Source organism: Brevibacillus brevis (assembly GCF_900637055.1).
GTDB lineage: Bacteria > Bacillota > Bacilli > Brevibacillales > Brevibacillaceae > Brevibacillus > Brevibacillus brevis.
In genome coordinates this window covers 2712689-2730410 of record NZ_LR134338.1, presented here as the reverse complement: position 1 = coordinate 2730410, position 17722 = coordinate 2712689, and the positions used below count along the sequence as shown (strand labels likewise).

Genomic DNA, 17722 nt, shown 5'->3' with positions numbered 1-17722 from the left:
TCTCCTACCCCTTTTACTTTATTTTGGATTTTTCTGCTAACATTTTTAGGATTTTCACATAGCGATCCGAAAGCGATTCAACATATGCCGTCTGAAGCATAGATGGATCATAGCTAAAAACGACATGGATACCTTCCGAAGTTTCTGCTACCTGAAGAACCAACGGACTTCCGGCTATTTCTGGCTCAACTGAACGTTTGACTTCCCGTTTCCAAACAGCTGACTGAGCTTTGAACGGAATCGTCTGGTTGACAAAAAGTGTCGGCCATTCCATGTGCGTCGTCGCTTGCCAGTGCTCTGACGGATACAACGCGAGCGTTTGCATCCGGGCACGTACTTGCTTCGTTTGATCCAATAATTGTGAAAACGAACTGATCGTCTGCATATCGATGGTGAGCGGTACAATGTTGTCAAAATTGCCTATCGTTTGTTCCAGCACATCTTGCGTCCGATTCGTCGTCACTACCCCAAGCGTCAAACTAGGTAATTGGGTGACCTGTCGAAGCAACAGCAGGTAGGAGGCCAGCAAGATGTCTCCCAACTCCTGATTGAAATGAGCAGCTACATGCAGCAAATCGGCGTGACCTGTCGGGTCGATATACTGCTCGACTTGTCGCTTCGCTACCCCACCCGTACCAAATGGTTGAGCAGATTGTGGATTTGCTGCTGTCAACCACTCGTGACGTTGGACCTCGAGATGCCCGTAATAAAGCATTTTTTTCTGCCAAACAGCGAATGCTTCGTAGCGAGGCTGTTCTTCCGGCGATGGTTCATGCCCTTCTGCAATGGCCTGATACAGAGCCTCCCATTCTTCCAGGAGGAGTCCGAGACCTCGCCAATCACTTAAGGAACTGTGTATACTTCCAATCAACCGATAGCGGTCAGCAGCCAGCTTTATCAGTTCAAAACGAGCCAAACATCCTGATTTGTCCTCAAAAGACCTCTTCTGCTCGGCAGTCAATCGTTCACGCAACCATCCCGTCGCCTCTGCCTCGCTTTTCTCCTGTAAATCACAAAGCCCAAGCGGAATCGGTTCTGATAAGCCTTGGGGCGACAACTGAGGAAAACGTCGCACGAGAGCTTGCCAAGCTTGCTGCATATACGACAGTTCGATTCTGCTCCGAAGCTCGATGTCAAAACATCTGACAGCCACAATCCCATTCTCTTGTTCCTGCTTCAGCAAACGTTCCTGAACGAAGGAATAGATGGGCGCTGTTCCCGAATGAAACTCGCCTAGAATCGGCTTAGGTCTTTCTACGGCTGATTTCCCGTCAGTCAAAAGTAGGTAGGGGGCATCTGTCAGTTGCAGATTACGTCCAGCCCGGTCTGCAAAAGAAACGGGGATGCCGCACGCTATCAAGGTGTCGATCCGTTCAGTCAGATTCGCTACCCGATCCTCGATTTGGTAAACGCCACAACCACTTTTCATGAGCTCCCGTTGTTCTTGTGAGTGCTCGATTCGAGGCTCGACTAACTGGATGCTACTCTCTCTCGCTTTGCCCAGTGTGATGATACTGGCTTGCGATTGCCGATCCAGGTATTTCTCGTGAACCCGGTAGCCCAGGAATGTAAAGAACGACAGTGCCTTTTCAGCATCTGATGTAAGCAACCGGACAGCAGATTGCTGGTCGCTGCTTTGCCATTCGTCATGCTTCCTGTCCTCGCTCTCTACAAGTTCAATCAATCCTACTGATTCCAGAAAGAGAAAGGCAACGAGTCTATGATTGAAAAGTACTGCTGGCTTTGGTGGGCTGACCAAATCGTATTGGAAACCAGAGTCAACTAACTTTTTCAAAAATTGATCGATATTGGAAATGGAAAAGCATAGATGGTACGGACCCGTCCCCTTCTCTTCCAACAAACGAACGCAAGGTGACGTTTCATCGACAGGCGCAATTAGCTCGATTGGCACACATCCCGGTTTCATGCACATGGATAGATACACGTTTTGTTCTGGATCATGCAGTGAATCGCTTGCATCAAATCCGAGAGTGCCATACATGATTTGAGCCGGGCCCAGTTCTGGAACTGCAACTCCGACATGATGAAGGCGGTTCATCACGCCCTCTTTTTCTGTTTGATGTGGGACGATGTCAACATCATCCAATCGCTGTTTTGGATGCTTCAGAAGCGCTGCCAGTACACGCAAATAGTTGTCAGCGAAGCCTTCCATTGTCTGGGCTTTAAACAACTGGGTATCGTATTCAAGCACGCACCTGAATTGATCAGTGAGTGGTGTAATATCCAGCTTAAAGTCAAGCTTCGACGTCTTCGATTCATGCGGAACCTCTTCAAATTGCACGTCGCCCACTGTAAACCGGACTTCCTGCTCCCGTTGGTTATGGAAGATCAGCATCGTATCAAATAATGGGTTTTGCGTTTGCTGGATGCCTGCGGCGCTACGAGCAACGATCTCTTCAAACGGATACTCCTGATGTTCGTAGGCCAGTAGCAGACTGCGCTGCACCTCTTGTACAAAATCGGTATACACAAGATCGGCACGAGGACGATTGCGTATCGGCAGGAAGTTGATAAAGACGCCGACGATTCGCTCCAAATCGGGATGGTTTCGTCCAGCTACCAGAGAACCGACAACGAAATCTTCCTGAGACGTGTATTTCATCAGTAACACGTAATAAGCCGACATCAAAACAGCATGGACAGTCACTTCGTTCTGTTTGGCAAATGCATGCAAATCACCGTACGTAGAATCAGTAATAAAAAACGTATGGTGATCTCCCTGGAATGTCTTAACAGAAGGACGCGGATAATCCAGCGGAAAAGACATGAGCGGGACTCGGTCACTAAAAGTGTCCACCCAGTATTTTTCCTGCTGATTCCACTGCTCGCTCCCCCGCTTCTGCCACTGCCATTCGGCGTAGTCCTTGTATTGAATGGGCAGTGCAGGCAGCTCTTCACCCACATACAATCTAGCGAAGTCTTCCATTAACACATTCAGTGAAATGCCATCCAAAATAATATGATGAGAGTTGAACAGCAGATAATGCTGAGTAGCTGTGACCTCGACTAGGCAAACCTGAAGGAGAGGGGCTTTCGTCAAATCAAAAGATTGCCGGAAGTCTTCCATCAGTTCGTCCAATGTCCTGCCGTCGCTATGAATCGTTTTGATCTCAAATGGCAGATTGTCGCTGATGTACTGATACACTTCTCCATCCTGTACCGCAAACGAAGTTCGGAATGCCTCATGCCTTTGGATGATATCCTTAAACACACTTTTCACTCGACTTACATCCAGATGACCGTTCACCGCGATTACACCCGACATGTTGTAGCTGGTGCTTTCCCCTTCTATTCCATGCATCACGAAAATGCGTTTCTGTGAAGACGAAGCCCTGTATCTCTCGGCTTTACTTGCCCGGTCAATCGGCGCGTAGGATATCGGCTGTCTACCCCTGATGCGGTCAGCTAATTGTCGAATGGTCGGGGTCTGGAATACATCCCTGATCGTGATGTCTGTTTTTCTCTCTTTTTGCAATCTGGTCACGAGTTGAGCGGCCTTTAGCGAGTGGCCTCCTAGCGAGAAAAAATGATCGTGCACGCTTATTTTTTCGACTGCCAAAAGTTCTCGCCATATTTGAGCCAATTGCTGCTCAAGTTCATCTGCCGGGGCCTCTTCCTTTCCCGTGCGATACTGCGTATAATCCAGACGTTGCAAGGCAGTCTTGTCTACTTTTCCACTCTGCGTCCGAGGCAAGGCATCAAGATGGACGAAAATGGCAGGTAGCATGTAATCAGGCAGATAAGTCAGCACTGCTTCTCGCAGAACATGTTCCTCAATCGGTTGCATCGCGGCCAAGCATGCCACCAGATAAGGATCGCGTTTTGACTCCTGAATGGCCACTACTGCTGCTTCCCTGACACCAGGCTGACGGCGCAGGACAGCTTCAATTTCTTCCAATTCAACGCGGTTGCCGCGAATCTTAATTTGGAAATCCTTGCGACCAAAATATTGCAGATGTCCTTCATCCGTCCAACAAGCCAAGTCTCCTGTACGATAAAGCCTGCCATACGGGGTCAGTATATAGGACGCTCTGGTTCTTTCCTCGTCAGCGATGTAACCTTCCGTTACTCCCATCCCGCCTACATACATTTCTCCTATTACCCCTTTGGGCAATAGATGAAAATCTTGGTCCAGAAGAAAGACACGAACGTTGTAACTTGGATGTCCAATCGGAAGCGGATTTTCAAAAGGCCCTTGTCGCGGTACACAATACCCAGATGCCGAGATACTATTTTCCGTTGGGCCATACAAGTTGTACATCTGTGCTTGAGGCACCAAGGCTGCATGTCGTTCTACTAACGAAGAAGACAGCATCTCTCCTGTACACAGCACTTTTTGAATCGAATCGAGCGAGCCATCAGCCACGTGGTCAAGCAAAGCGTGATACATCGTAGGGACGACGAGTATCACGTTTGCTTGTTGGCTCTCGATGGCAGCCGCAAGCTTTTGCGGGGACTTGTTTTCATGTCGCTGCAACAAGCAAAGGGTACCGCCGCTGATCAGTGTGCAGAAAATCTCGACAACCGATGCGTCAAAAGTCAATGTGGCGATCTGCAACGTTCTCGTCTGCTCTCCGAACCCGACAAATTCAATGTGCCACCAAAGAGCGTTGATTAATTGATCATGCTTTACACGCACACCTTTTGGCGTACCTGTCGAACCAGAAGTAAAGATGGCATAAGCCGTACTCGAAGGTGCCGCTTTTCGCTGTGGTGTTTGAGTTAATTCCTGTGCCCAGCATGCTGGTTCATCCAGACGAAACACCCTTGTTTGCAAGTCAGCGACGAGTTCCAGATAGCTGCCCTCTGTCACAATCAGAACAGGCTGAATCTGGCTTACGATCTGTTCAATTCGCGCTTTTGGCAAGTCTGGATCAAGCGGGACATAGTAACACCCAGCTTTGAGGATAGCCAGCAGTGCGGTAATCATCTCAGGGGAACGATCACACATGATAACTATCGGTCGGCCTGCATCTGTCACCTCCTTTTGCAGAGCCCAAGACAGGCGATTCGCTTGCTCTTGTAACTCCTTGTAGGTCACAGTCTGCTTACCTTGTACAAGCGCAACTGCATCCGGTGTTTTTTCTGCCGCTTGATCAATCAACTCGTGCACGCAGTAGTTGCTTGGAACTGGCACGACTTTCATCTGTTCCTCGATCATCTCGTGCCGCTCACGATCACTGAGCAAGGTAAGGTCACGAATTTCTTGATCCGGATCAGTCGCAATCTGCTCGAGAAGGCTCAGATAGTGAAGCGCCAGGCGTTCGATTTCCTTCGCTTGAAACTTCCATGCCTGGTAGTTGACATGGACTGTCCATTCATCACCTGGTGTTACTTCCAGCACCATTGGATAATCGGTTGTTTCATGTGAAGTGATATTCTCCAACTCGAAGTCAAGTTCCAATCCGGCCAGTGTCTTGTCGATGGGATAGTTTTGGAAAACAAACAAACTGTGCGCCAAAGGAGTTTGTGCATCCATCTCTGAGCAGTTTTTCAACTCAATCGATGGCACGTACAAATGCGGGGCCATCTGGTGCTGTTCTTCCATCATGACACCCAGCAGATCTTTGACTGTTGTCGTTTCTGTCCGTTTGACCCGAAGCGGATACGTCTTGATGAAGAGGCCGACGATTTCCTCTACTCCAGTGAGATCGGCAGGACGTCCGGCGTACGCCATTTCAAAAAGAGCATCCCGCGTATCGCTGTATTTTTGCAGCAAAATACCCCATGCGGCTTGCAATACTGTGCTGATTGTCACGCGGTAACGCTTGGATGTTTCCTCCAATTTTTCCGTAAGCGCTCGGCTGAGTCGAAGATGATAAGAAGAATACCGCTGCTCTTCGTTGCGATCCCGCATATAGGGAAGTGGCGTAGGAGAGCTAATTCCTTGTAAGGAATCTTTCCAATACGATAACGACTGTTCTTTCGATGCTTCTTTTAGAAAACGCAGATACTCTTTGTATTTCGCCTTCTGCTTGATCGCAGGGGACAGCCCCGAGCACAATTGTCCATATGCTGTAAATATCTCTCTTAGGAGAATGCCGGAACTCCATCCGTCCATGAGAATGTGATGAAATGACCATATGACTTCATAACGATACAACTCCATCCTTACTACTTGAATGCGAATGGTATTGCCCAACTCAAGCGTGAAAGGTGTTTGCTTGTCCTGTGACAACAAAGCAGACAGTTTTCTTTCACGCGCTCCAGATGGTAACTCGCTCCAATCGAAATAAGGAATCTCCACTGTCTTTTGCTTGAGAATCAGCTGGACAGGGGCTTGAAGCCCCTCCCAGCGAAAAACCGTACGAAGCATTTCATTGGCCTCAAACGCCATCGTAACAGCCTGCGTAAACAACTCCAGCTGAAACTTCCCACGAAGAGTTAGCCGATGCTGTTCAAAATACAGATTGGAATCCTTTTGGAGTCGGTAATAAAACAGCATGCCCTCCTGCGTTGGACTTAACGGCAAAATGTCAGCTATATTGTTTTTGTCGATCTTGTTCATCACAATTTTTCTCTCCTGACTCCCTTACCGAACAGCTTCACTCGGCAGGTTTTCCACGATCTCCCCATCTGCATTCACGTACGGCAAGCCATTGTGTTCGAATACATGGTCGAGGCAGTACATCTCTCCCTGCTTGTAGTCCAAAATCATCAGGTCTTCTGAACGGGTTGGGATTAATTCCTTCAACCGCTCTGGAAGATAGTCTGGTCCGACCGCTTGATGCCATTTCAAAATAATTTTTTCAGGGCGCTCGGCTGTCGGATAAAAGCCGCAAATCTCTAATTTTCCAAAGTCGTGCGAAGTAAGAAGTACCCCTTTTTTCTCCAAACCACCCAGATTGCGTTTGGACTCGGCCACATTCCGGAACGCCTCGTCCAGAGGAATCGCATACTGCTCGACTCCCCTGACTGGCATAAACACTGTCAAATAATACGAAATGATGCGATTATCGAGAAACTTGCGCTGCAAGTCAATCAAAGTCTCGACAGAATCGTTCACGCCAAGAATGATGGCAGGCTGTCCGCGAATCTGTACACCGACGGATAGCAGCGCTTGTGTTGCTTGAATCGAAACGTCGCTTATTTCACCGGGATGGTTGAACTGGGAAATCACACTTACCTGCTTGCCGGGCGTCTGTCTTACTTGGTCAAAAAACGCTAGCAGCTCTCCGTCGAGAAAACGAGCGGGATCATAGGCCAGTGCCTTGGTGGCAAAGCGAACGAGTCGAATACTCTTCACACTCAATAGAGTGCTAATCAGCTTGATTAGGTCAGAGCTTTTACGGAAGGAAGCAGGATCTCCACCGGTAAAGAGAACATTATCGATGTACGGATGAGCTTCCAAATACTGCACTGCCCTTTCTGCTTTTTCCATAATATTGGTGTACCCAATATCCTCGTGGCGGATTTCGTTCACTTTATAGCAGAACTGGCAGTTGGCAATACAAAAGTCGTCGATGTGAAGCAACAATGTCTTTTTGTACTTGTGTTGCAGGAAAGCTGTTTCATCTTGACGGTACGACTTGTTCCCATATGGATCAAAGCGGCCCTTATAGGGCTTCTCTCCCGGTGGCGGAAGCACGATATTGATCATCTGGGTACGATATGGCTCTGATTGACTCGCAATCAACTCGGCATAATAGCGAGTCACCTTGAATGGCATATAAGACTGCTCCAGTAATGCACTGCGCTCTTCCTTCTCTGCTTCTGTAAAGCCGACAATTGTTGCGAACTCCTCAAATCCTTTTTTTCCCATCAATACCTTAACACTCAATGTAATCCCTCCCGTCATTCATACACACTCTTCTTCTTTGCTTTCTCGAAACACTCGGTCAAGCATGTGATTCGCTTGTTAACCAAACAGCAAATCCAGTTCTTTTTGTGTCAATTCCACATCTTCGAAATCCGATGGAGTAAATTCAGGAACCTCTTGACGGCAGCAATGATCAATGAGCTGCTCCAATTCACTGAAAAACAACGCAAGTAACTTCTCTATGGTCTCCTCACGATACTTGCGCAAGCTGTACGTAACCGAAACCTGAAGTTCTCCTTGTCGAATGAGAGCAGCCACATCAAGCAGTGCTGTCAAATGATTACCCACTCCGGCATCAACCGCCAAGTTTCCTCCCAGTAGAACCAGATCATCACTCCGTTGATTATCAACGGTTCCCAGATAATTGAAACGAACATGGGACTTTTCCTCGGCCGCGAGCAGTTGAGGTTTTAGCCAGCCAAATCCAAGCCCACCCATCGGAATCTGGCGCAACTTCTCCTTTACCTCTTTCAGGTGATCGGTCCGATTGGATGCATTCGTTTCGAACAAAACAGGATACATGCTGGTAAACCATCCTACTGTTCTGGTTACGTTCATCGCATGAATAGAAGACTCACGCCCATGCGACTCCATTACCAGTAAGAGACGCTCTCTCTCAAACACTTCAGACAATGTCCGGGTAAGTGCTGCAACCAATAGGTCTTGGGGACCCGTGTTGAACATTCGGTTAGCCGTTGTCAACAGTCGTGACGTGATCTCGGCTGAAAGTGTGCGTGTAGAAGTAGCGCTGTATTCTACCAAGTCTTCGCCAAAATCGTAATCAGTTGGAAGTTTGTCTTCCGGGATGGAAAACATGTCCCAATATGCTTTTTCTTTGCTTGCCTGATCCGACTGGTAAAAGGCGGAGACTTCCTTTATCCAAGCTTGCATCGAATGTGTTTTATCCGGTAAGACAATCGGCTCATTACGTTTCAGACTGGCCAATGCGCTCATCAAATCCTCCAGCAGAATCCTCCAGGAGACACCGTCCACAACAAGATGATGGGCCGTCAAAAACAATCGTTGAGGTCGATCGGGACCTAATTCAAAGAGACAACCGGTAAACAGCAATGATTCTTCCAGCTTGAAGCTCACAGCGCAATCTCTCATCACCTCAAGCATTCTACTCTCCTGTTCTTCTTGCGGTAAGGAAGAAAGGTCGACGCAAGACACTGACACCCGGTTGGTAAGGTGGCGCTCATTGTAAAAGAGCTTCCCTTCTTTTGCAGAGTAATTGAGTCGTAGACAATCGTGATGGGTAACCAGTGCAGACAGACTCGCTTCAAACTCCTCTAGCGTTACTCTTTCTTTGCTTTCAAGGAGCAACGACTGGTTCCAATGATCAGCATTGCGGAACTGTTGTGACAAAAACCACGAAACGATGGGAGATGACGGCAACTCACCCGTACACGGCTCTTGTGAGATCTGTTCCACTCCCCAGCTCCAGTCACTTCTCGCTTTTAGTTCTGCAATCGTGTCGTAAATCAAGATGTCTCTTACCGGAATCTTGATTCCTCGCTGATGCAATCGATAGGAAACCTGAATCGCCTTGATCGAATCCCCCCCTAGTTGGGAAAACGGGTCATGCAGCCCAAACGGTAAATGACCAAGCACATCCTCATACACTTCAACCAATAGCTTGTCAAACTCGTCACGAGGACTAGTTTCATCCTCCCCACTTTTTCGTTCAATGACAGGTTCGGGAAGCTGTTTTCGATCTACCTTGCCATTTGAGGTCAGCGGAAACTGTTCAAGCTGCACGATTTGCGAAGGGATCATGTATGCGGGCAATCGACCTGCAAGTTCTTCGCGGAGCTCTTTTTCCCGGAAAGATGTTTCCGTGATCAAATAAGCACAAAGGTACTTACGCCCCCACGTATCTATGCGATCGATCACCACAGCCTCACGCACAGAAGAATGCCCTAGTAGCTGCTGTTCAATTTCACCCAATTCAATGCGGTAACCATGAATCTTCACCTGATAGTCAGCCCGCCCCAGATACTCCATGACTCCATTTGGCCGATAGCGAACCAGATCGCCCGTCTTGTACATTACTTTACCTGGCTGAAACGGATCGGGTAGGAAACGCTCTTGAGTCAGCTCCTCGCGGTTAAGATACCCGCGTGCCACACTATCTCCCGAAATAAATAACTCTCCTGTCGATCCGATCGGGATTGGTTTCCCATATGAATCTAAAATGTAAAGCTGCACGTTATTGATCGGATGTCCAATCGGCACAGAACCCTCGACATCGGTCTCTGGATCAAATTGATAGATCATGCAACCGACTACAGTCTCAGTAGGTCCATACTCATTGAGAATTTCGATTTGTCCGTTCCATTTCGAATGAATCGCCTCAGCCAGACTCACCTTCAAGTCCTCGCCGCCCACTATCACTCTCTTTACCGTAGTTGTAGGCAGATCGATTTCTTGCAGCAAAAACAGATGGGCGGGCGTGAGCTTTACTACATGGGAACGTCCGTCGCTAAAGATGCGCGATAACACAAACTCTGAATCGGAGTGCGGATAGATAACCATCCGGTTTCCCTTTACCAGCGGGCAAAAAATGGACGTAACCGTCAAATCAAATGCTAGTGAGGAATAAAAAGCAAACGCTTCTTCTGGACAGGAGAGATAGCGGTCTTTCGCCCACGAAATATAGTTGACTAACCCCCGATGAGTAACCATGACTCCCTTCGGATTTCCGGTAGAGCCCGATGTATAAATGACATAGGCCAAATCATCTGGCTGATTAACCGACTCCAGGAACGCGCCATCATTTAAATACAGGGACGAATCACCGAGCTCCAGAATTTCTTTGGACCACGAAATATCTTCTGTTCGCGAGGTGTGACGAAGCAACAGGTCCGCTCCAGAATCAGACAGCAGATATTCGATACGCTGAGAAGGGAGTTGAGGGTCAATCGGAAGGTAAGCACCGCCCGCTTTTAGCACTCCCAGCAACCCGATGATCATCTCTGGCGAATGATCTGCCAGCAGTGCGACAATTACCCCAGGACCAACTCCTCGGATTCGCAACGACTGGGCGAGTCGATTCACTTGATCCTGCAGTTCGTAAAATGTCAGTATGCGCCCCTCTGACTCCAATGCAACTCCCTGTGGTGAGCGTTTTACTTGCTCTTCAAACAACTGGACTACTGTCTTCTGGCTGGGATAAGAAGCCGCTGTATCGTTCCACGTTTTGAGTTGTAGTGCCAACTCTTCGTCAGCAAGGAAGTTCAGATTGGACAGCGGTACTTCTGGAGTCGTGATCATCTGATTGAGCAGCCTTACGAGATGATCCGCTATTCGATCAACATCATTTTCCGTGTACTCGGCGATCTTATAATCCAATTCCAGCGTCAATCGTTCATCTGTAGCCCATTCCCTGATAATGACTTGGAGCGAATACAACTGGTGACCGTTGTAAAACTCCTCATTCGTCACGGGGTACCCGCCAAGGGTGAAGGGCAGCTGCGTGCTGTAATAATTTACACAAATCTGAAACAGGCTGTCATAGCCATGTTTCTTCAATTCCAACTCTTGAGCCAGCAAATCGTACGGATATTTCTGATGAAAAAAACAGGAAGTCAATTCCCTGTTGACATATTTGACATAATCGAAAGCATCCATTTCCATCGGAACTGCCAGACGAAATGGCATGGTGCTGGTAAACATCCCGAATATTTTGCGCTCCACTTTGCCTGAACGGTTTAACAGCGGCGTACCGATCACGATTTCTTCTTGCCTCGTACAACGCTGAAGGTAAAGACTGACGAGAGCCACAAACATGGAATTTAGCGAGCATTTCATCTGGTTTGCAAACTCGCGTATTCTTGTCGAATCTTCACGGTTGAATGCATAGACTTTGCGCTTGCCTTCGGTAGTATCCGTTGCCTTTTGTAGTGTCGTGATCACCGGCAAGCTCTGAAACTTGTCCCGCCAGTATCGCTTGTCCTTTTCAAATCTCTCAGACAGAGAATAGGCATGCTCCCTTTCGACAAAAGCTTGATAAGCGTGTTCATCTCCTACATGAACGGTACCGCCTGCCAACAACGTGTCATAATAGTGAGCAATTTGTTCTGTCATAATGGAGATGGACCAACCATCAGCAATCAAATGGTGAAACTTTACAAAATATCCGGCTTCTTCGTCACTCAGTTGAATCAGACAAAAGTAAAATAGAGGCTCCTGTCCGATCGAAAATGGTTTTGCAAACAAAGCTTGCAGGAATTGTCTGCACCGATCAGGGGCATCCGGTTCCTGTCTGAAATCAAACACCTGCAATGGCTGTGGTTCGTACTCTCCAACGTATTGAAGGACTGTTTCTTCCTCCTGATAGTTGAGGCGCAAAGCATCGTTCTTTTGAATGAACAGGTGAATGGCCGCTTCCAGAACATCCAGTTTCACCTTTCCTTGAACCCGCACCATCCCCCCTAACGTATGGATGGGAAGCTGCGGATGTAATTTTTCCGTATACCAGATACGCTTTTGTGGATGACTTAAAGGATATTCCACCTTCAATTGCTTCTTATCCTGGCGCATTGCATATCCCCCCTTTCGGAATTGTGCAGATGGAATCACAATTCGATCATGGTAAAAAATCTATTTGATTACAAATACTTCCATCCCAACTATATCGATGACTCTTCTCTAGTGTCAAATGAATTTTCCATAAAATGTTATTTCTGAAAATTAGGTTAATTGCATCTCTTCCTCCCTTTCTCTAGCGCTGCATAGAATGGAAAAAATTTTGTGCACACTATTGATTTTGGGTGTCTTTTCAAGTAGGATAAAATGTAATATATTGGTAAAAACAACCCCCGGAAGGATGAACGTGATTAGATGTCTGTGACACTTCGTGAAGTAACCCTGGAAAACTGGGAAGAGTGTATTGAACTGGAACCTACTCCCGAACAGAGTGAGTTTGTTGCCCCGAACCTCTACTCCCTCGCTGAATCAAAGTTTCAAACGACATTTGTCCCTTTGGCCATATACCATGATGAAACGATGGTTGGATTTGTCATGTATGGACTTGATCCCGACGATGGCAACTACTGGATTTACAGACTCTTAATTGATGCTAAGTTTCAGCGGCAAGGCTACGGACGTGCTGCGATTTCGCAAGTCATTGATATCCTGAAAGCAAAGGAAGGCTGTCAAAAAATTGTCATTGGTTATGCCCCAGCCAATGTTGCAGCCGAAAACCTTTACGCTTCCCTCGGATTTCAAAAAAATGGCATGGTTCTGTTTGGTGAGACGATTGCAGAATTGAACTTTTAAGCTAAACTATTTTCTTTACCAAAAAACAAAACAGCGGCGGCCTAAGACCTGAAAATCAAGCCTTAGACTCGCCGCTGTTTGAATTGTTTTCCCGTATACTAAAAAAGCACACCTTCCACGTGTCTCTAAACAACATGGTTAGTGTGCATTCATTTTTGCTATGGTGCCGGTGAAGGGACTTGAACCCCCACGGTTTCCCTCACGATTTTGAGTCGCGCGCGTCTGCCATTCCGCCACACCGGCATGTGAAACTATGAATAAAATAGCACAACATCGATAGAAAATCAATGGTGGGGAGAGACGGATTCGAACCGCCGAACCCGGAGGGAGCAGATTTACAGTCTGCCGTGTTTAGCCACTTCACTATCTCCCCACAATATGTGCTGTCTATCTTCTGCGTCTACTCTCTTCAACCAGAAGCGACATTTATTAATCTATCATGAACTTTGTTTGACGTCAATATATTTATTTAGATTGACTCTCTTTTTTCGCCAATATTTCCTGCGCCCACTCATGAAAGACACGCAGTGCTTCGTCTACTTCTTGAAATGTTGCTTCTTCCTCACAGGAGTATTCCGGGAAGTCTAAAATGCGGTTTTTGCGAATCTTTACTTGCTCTTCTTCGCATTTTATCTCCAAGAAGTAGGGAACGGCTTCATCTATCCCATAACTGTTTTCTAAAAACTCGTAGGTACGTACCCACTCCAGAATTCGAACTTCCGATGCTTTTAAGCGAAGCACCTGCTCCAAAGACATAATGGTTTCATTCCCGTAGTAATACATGTTATTCAGCCCTTCTGCATGAAAATAGACGGAGCCGTGACTCCGCCCTGTTATACGTAGGATAAATTAGATCGAGGAAAGCAGCTCTCTCAGTTCTTTGACAATCACTTGCTGGTAGCCATTGCCTTCTCCATACTGCTCGAGCATTTCGGAACGCGCCACTTTGATCTTGTCTTCATAATCTGGGGCGTTTCGATCCGGGTTTTGTTGTTTAAACGCCGTCATGACAGCCTGGACATGCTTCGGTCGCGGTCCCCATTTGGCCAGAACATGTCCACCCGTGTCCGCGAAAATAACGACAGGGATCGCCCGACCGCCCATCGTCAGAAACTCGTCCATGAGATCGAGGTGTTGTTCCATCACCATAATTTCCACAGGCATGTCTGTTTCTTTCAGGGCATGCAATACGACTGGCAAGTTGCGAACGACGTCGCCACACCAGTCCGCAGCCAAAATCAAGCATCTAAGGTCATCACGATGCTGGAGAGAGGCAAAAAACGCTCGGTCTTGTTCATTCTCCCATGAAAATGCATCCGACCAGTTTTGGTATGTATCCTGATTTTTTGTCATGCTTTCCACAAACGCTTGTGGCTTGATCCCCGTACGGAATTTATGAGCTACGTTTGCCCCCATCTATTCTCCTCCTCGTGTGTAATGAATCTAGTCTTGCTCTTTAGACTCTCCCTCACTTGCTTCTTTCTCTTGCTTTGCCAACTCCATCATTTTTTGTAACAAAATATGCTGCGGCATGTGCATGAGGCGCTCTAAAGGTACCTGAAGTGCTTCGGCCAGCTTGACAGCCGTATCAGGTGATATTTGTAACGGACGCACGTATTTCCACTCCTTCCGGTTGCTTTCATCAGTTCCTCCAGTATAATACACAGCTGTTAAACCTGCCAGCTTTGTACCTTGAGGCTCATCCGTTATCCCTGCCAACCACAACAGTGACCTGCGGATGATCCGGGAATAGCATATCCAGCAGTTCTTGTTCCAGCTTGTGCCAAAGGCGGAATCGCTCTGGAACGAGCCTGGTCCAGGTCATCGCAATCTGTTCCCAATGCTCCATACGACGATTGTGCTTGACGAGCCAGCTATCTAAAAAATTCGTTGACGCCAAATGTCCGTAGCAGAGCTGCGCCAGCACCGCTTGCCACTCTGATTTTGGCAGCGGATGATGAGCCTGATACCCTTCACAGAACGCAAGGATCCCATCGTACTGTAGGGCTGACAAGTGAAGCCCTGTAACCAGATCTTTTGCCCAATACCCTTCCCTTCCAGCACCATCTGTCCAGTCTACGAGGGCAGCTACCTCGCCATTTGGATGAAAAATAAGCTGTTCGACCCAATACGAATGAAAGCATCTACCTCGGAGCGAGGGGACTGGCAAACAGGTAACGTATTCATGGCTCACCATCTTCAGCAAGGAAATTTGCTCCTCGAGTAATTCTCGTACGTATACTGGAAAATCTCCCTGCTCTTCCTGATACTGACTCCATAATTCTCGGCAATTTGCAAGCGCTTCGGAAGGCGAGAGCATGGGAACGTCCTCAATGGGGGGAAGAGGATCAAATTGCCGATGAAAATGGGCTAACAGCTCCCCCATAGCCTTTGCTTCACGAAGTGGCAATTCCCCTGGATGATAGCTGCGCCCGTCGATCCATTCATTTACTTGGTACGTCTCTCCCTGATCATGGGCAAGCCATTCATGATGAAGGGGTAGAAGCAAGCGCGGCGTGGGAAAGCCTTTCTCTCGCAGTTCTTGGCTAAGTGCTAGACCAGTAAGCATCTCCTGGTAGCGAGTTTGCAAGCGCCATTTTGCATAAAATCGTTTTACATAATATCGTTGACTGCTTGTCCAAACGGAAAAGCTTTCTTCCCATAAGCCATATGCAATGCGCTCGATACGCTCCACATTCAATTGATATTGGTTTTTTAAAGCTACTCTCACCCGATCCGTAGGCAATTCCTCCTCCGATTTCTTCCGTATAGGTCTCACTTCTACATGCAAATCCGCTATTCCTCGTTGTTCACGCCAAAAAAGATAGTCCCTCTTGGATGAAAGTGAAGGGACTATCTCCCGTGAACCGTACAACTGCACATGGAAAAGGACAAACTATGGCTTTTGCTTAGTAAGGATGCATGGTACACCAAAGCCGATCGCGCCGGGCTGGGACATCTGTTCCAGATATGCCAACCCTCGTGCACATTGCTGCTTGCATACTTGACATGTATGGGACGTTACGATTTTCAGCTGTACTTGATTGGGGTGCTCTCGCGAATTCTTCTTCTTTATTTTTTTGCCCTTGGCCATCCGTTTTCCTCCCTTTGCCCTGGATCACTCCAGTCTATGAAGGAGAACACCCCCGCTCTTTAGGCAAGCATACAAAATCAAGATGTTCACCTGCAAAATGGGCCTTGTCATACTTGTCAACAAATAGAAAAAGCCGCCGGAGAACTCTCTCCAAGCGACTTATGAGCCTTCACTATGGCTTTGGACTTAACAACTGGCGCAGTTCCAGCTCCAGTGTAGGGGCATCAACCATGCCGATGATCTTCTTTTGTACAATCCCATCCGCGTCAATCAAGTAAGTAGTTGGGAATGCCATCACCTTATAACGGTTCGACACGCTTCCAGCTACGTCCATCGGTATCGGAAATGTCAGCTTGTAGTTGGTGACGAACGCCATGGCTGCTTCTGGGCTGTCATTGCTCGTGACGTTCACGCCATACAGATCAACCTGTCCGCCGTATTTTTCATAGACTTTTTGTAAATCAGGCGCCTCCAGCTTGCATGGTCCACACCAGGAAGCCCAAAAGTTCAAGACTAATGGTTTCGCCCTTTTTCCTTCTACCTTGTACGTCTGCTGGTCCAATCCGGTCAGTGTAAAATGAGGGGCCGCAAAGCCAACTTCCGGTTTTTGAACCTCTGCTACGATTGCGGCTGTTTCTTGAGGCTTTTCCCAAACAGCAAGTCCGACCCCTAACAATACGAGCACCGCGAGCAACAGCTTTTTCATTTTGTCACCTCTGCCCTACTGAGTTAGAATCCCGTAAAGCCTCCGTACATTTGAATGAGCACGCGTGTAATATCCGTCAGTTTATCTGTATACAGAAGAATACCGAACAAAATCATAATGGCTCCTCCGATTTTCATAAACAGGTCGGAATACTTCACAATCGCGTTCACCTTACTGATGAAGAACGTCATGACAAAAAATGGAATGGCAAATCCGAGCGTATACGCCAATGTGTACGCCAAAGCGCTTGAAGGATTGGAAACGCCCATGACGATAATCCCAGAAAGAATGGGTCCCACACAAGGTGTCCATCCAGCTGCATACGTCATCCCCACCAGTATGGACCCAGTATACCCCAACGGCCTCGATTTTAAATCGATTTTAAAAGAACGCATCATCCAGTCCATTTTAAACACGCCCAGCATAACCAAACCAATGACAGCAAGCAAAATACCGCCCAGTTGACGAATTAAGTCCTGTTGGTCGGTGAACAAGCTTCCGATCCAAGATGTAGACAGCCCGAGCGCAATGAAAATGATCGAAAACCCGACAATGAAGAAAAAGGTATGCAAGAAGGCTTGCTTGCGAAAAACCGCTCTCCCTTTCTTCACTTCATCTACCGTAACCCCAGTTATGTAAGACAAAAAGGACGGATAAAGCGGTAGGCAGCAAGGGGAAATAAACGAGAGGAAACCTGCTGCAAAAGCCAAAAACACAGTAATATCGCCAGTCATATGTACCTCCGGTGGGTATTTTATCCACTATTCTCTCATTGTATCGAATCTTTTCCCCCTTCAAA

At 47.4% G+C, this 17722-nt stretch carries 11 protein-coding genes and 2 tRNA genes; 1 reads left to right on the top strand and 12 read right to left on the bottom strand.

Going from position 1 to position 17722, the window contains the following annotated elements; genetic code table 11:
- Window positions 1-13 precede the first annotated feature (13 nt).
- From edeN to edeP, 3 genes are all read right to left on the bottom strand, one after another.
- Entirely contained in the window at window positions 14-6529 is a 6516-nt protein-coding gene (edeN, locus tag EL268_RS13575; RefSeq protein WP_106656435.1) for an edeine non-ribosomal peptide synthetase EdeN, read from the bottom strand.
- 24 nt (window positions 6530-6553) lie between these two features.
- On the bottom strand, window positions 6554-7801 hold the full coding sequence (locus EL268_RS13570; protein ID WP_106656551.1) for a lysine 2,3-aminomutase: 1248 nt from the start codon (window positions 7799-7801) through the stop codon (window positions 6554-6556).
- 78 nt (window positions 7802-7879) lie between these two features.
- Complete coding sequence (gene edeP, locus EL268_RS13565) at window positions 7880-12385, bottom strand: edeine non-ribosomal peptide synthetase EdeP (protein WP_106656436.1); 4506 nt, start codon at window positions 12383-12385, stop codon at window positions 7880-7882.
- A gap of 300 nt (window positions 12386-12685) precedes the next feature.
- Between edeP and edeQ the strand changes: the two genes are divergently transcribed.
- Complete coding sequence (gene edeQ, locus EL268_RS13560) at window positions 12686-13123, top strand: edeine self-resistance N-acetyltransferase EdeQ (RefSeq protein WP_106656437.1); 438 nt, start codon at window positions 12686-12688, stop codon at window positions 13121-13123.
- A 161-nt stretch (window positions 13124-13284) separates the two neighbouring features.
- Here edeQ and EL268_RS13555 read toward each other — a convergent pair.
- From EL268_RS13555 to EL268_RS13515, 9 genes are all read right to left on the bottom strand, one after another.
- A tRNA-Leu gene (locus EL268_RS13555) sits at window positions 13285-13366 on the bottom strand.
- Window positions 13367-13411: 45 nt separating this feature from the next.
- Window positions 13412-13496 (bottom strand) — tRNA-Tyr (locus tag EL268_RS13550).
- A gap of 92 nt (window positions 13497-13588) precedes the next feature.
- Window positions 13589-13906 (bottom strand): hypothetical protein, encoded by a 318-nt coding sequence (locus EL268_RS13545; protein ID WP_106656438.1) that lies wholly within the window; start codon window positions 13904-13906, stop codon window positions 13589-13591.
- Between the two features lie 66 nt (window positions 13907-13972).
- Complete coding sequence (locus EL268_RS13540; protein ID WP_106656439.1) at window positions 13973-14539, bottom strand: thioredoxin family protein; 567 nt, start codon at window positions 14537-14539, stop codon at window positions 13973-13975.
- Window positions 14540-14566: 27 nt separating this feature from the next.
- Window positions 14567-14737 (bottom strand): YycC family protein, encoded by a 171-nt coding sequence (locus EL268_RS13535; protein WP_106656552.1) that lies wholly within the window; start codon window positions 14735-14737, stop codon window positions 14567-14569.
- A gap of 85 nt (window positions 14738-14822) precedes the next feature.
- The gene (locus tag EL268_RS13530; protein WP_126435427.1) at window positions 14823-15869 is read right to left on the bottom strand and encodes a phosphotransferase enzyme family protein; all 1047 of its coding nucleotides are present in this window, start codon (window positions 15867-15869) and stop codon (window positions 14823-14825) included.
- Between the two features lie 150 nt (window positions 15870-16019).
- Window positions 16020-16217: a hypothetical protein gene (locus tag EL268_RS13525; RefSeq protein ID WP_106656441.1), complete on the bottom strand. Its 198-nt coding sequence runs from the start codon at window positions 16215-16217 to the stop codon at window positions 16020-16022.
- 172 nt (window positions 16218-16389) lie between these two features.
- Window positions 16390-16923: a TlpA family protein disulfide reductase gene (locus EL268_RS13520; RefSeq protein ID WP_106656442.1), complete on the bottom strand. Its 534-nt coding sequence runs from the start codon at window positions 16921-16923 to the stop codon at window positions 16390-16392.
- Window positions 16924-16946: 23 nt separating this feature from the next.
- Complete coding sequence (locus tag EL268_RS13515; RefSeq protein WP_048033259.1) at window positions 16947-17657, bottom strand: cytochrome c biogenesis CcdA family protein; 711 nt, start codon at window positions 17655-17657, stop codon at window positions 16947-16949.
- Window positions 17658-17722: the final 65 nt, after the last annotated feature.

Bases quoted from the DNA above. Each gene is read 5' to 3' on its own strand.
- edeN (WP_106656435.1), bottom strand. From the start codon at position 6,529: ATGAACAAGATCGACAAAAACAATATAGCTGACATTTTGCCGTTAAGT.
- edeP (WP_106656436.1), bottom strand. From the start codon at position 12,385: ATGCGCCAGGATAAGAAGCAATTGAAGGTGGAATATCCTTTAAGTCAT.
- edeQ (WP_106656437.1), top strand. From the start codon at position 12,686: ATGTCTGTGACACTTCGTGAAGTAACCCTGGAAAACTGGGAAGAGTGT.
- EL268_RS13545 (WP_106656438.1), bottom strand. From the start codon at position 13,906: ATGTATTACTACGGGAATGAAACCATTATGTCTTTGGAGCAGGTGCTT.
- EL268_RS13540 (WP_106656439.1), bottom strand. From the start codon at position 14,539: ATGGGGGCAAACGTAGCTCATAAATTCCGTACGGGGATCAAGCCACAA.
- EL268_RS13525 (WP_106656441.1), bottom strand. From the start codon at position 16,217: ATGGCCAAGGGCAAAAAAATAAAGAAGAAGAATTCGCGAGAGCACCCC.
- EL268_RS13520 (WP_106656442.1), bottom strand. From the start codon at position 16,923: ATGAAAAAGCTGTTGCTCGCGGTGCTCGTATTGTTAGGGGTCGGACTT.
- EL268_RS13515 (WP_048033259.1), bottom strand. From the start codon at position 17,657: ATGACTGGCGATATTACTGTGTTTTTGGCTTTTGCAGCAGGTTTCCTC.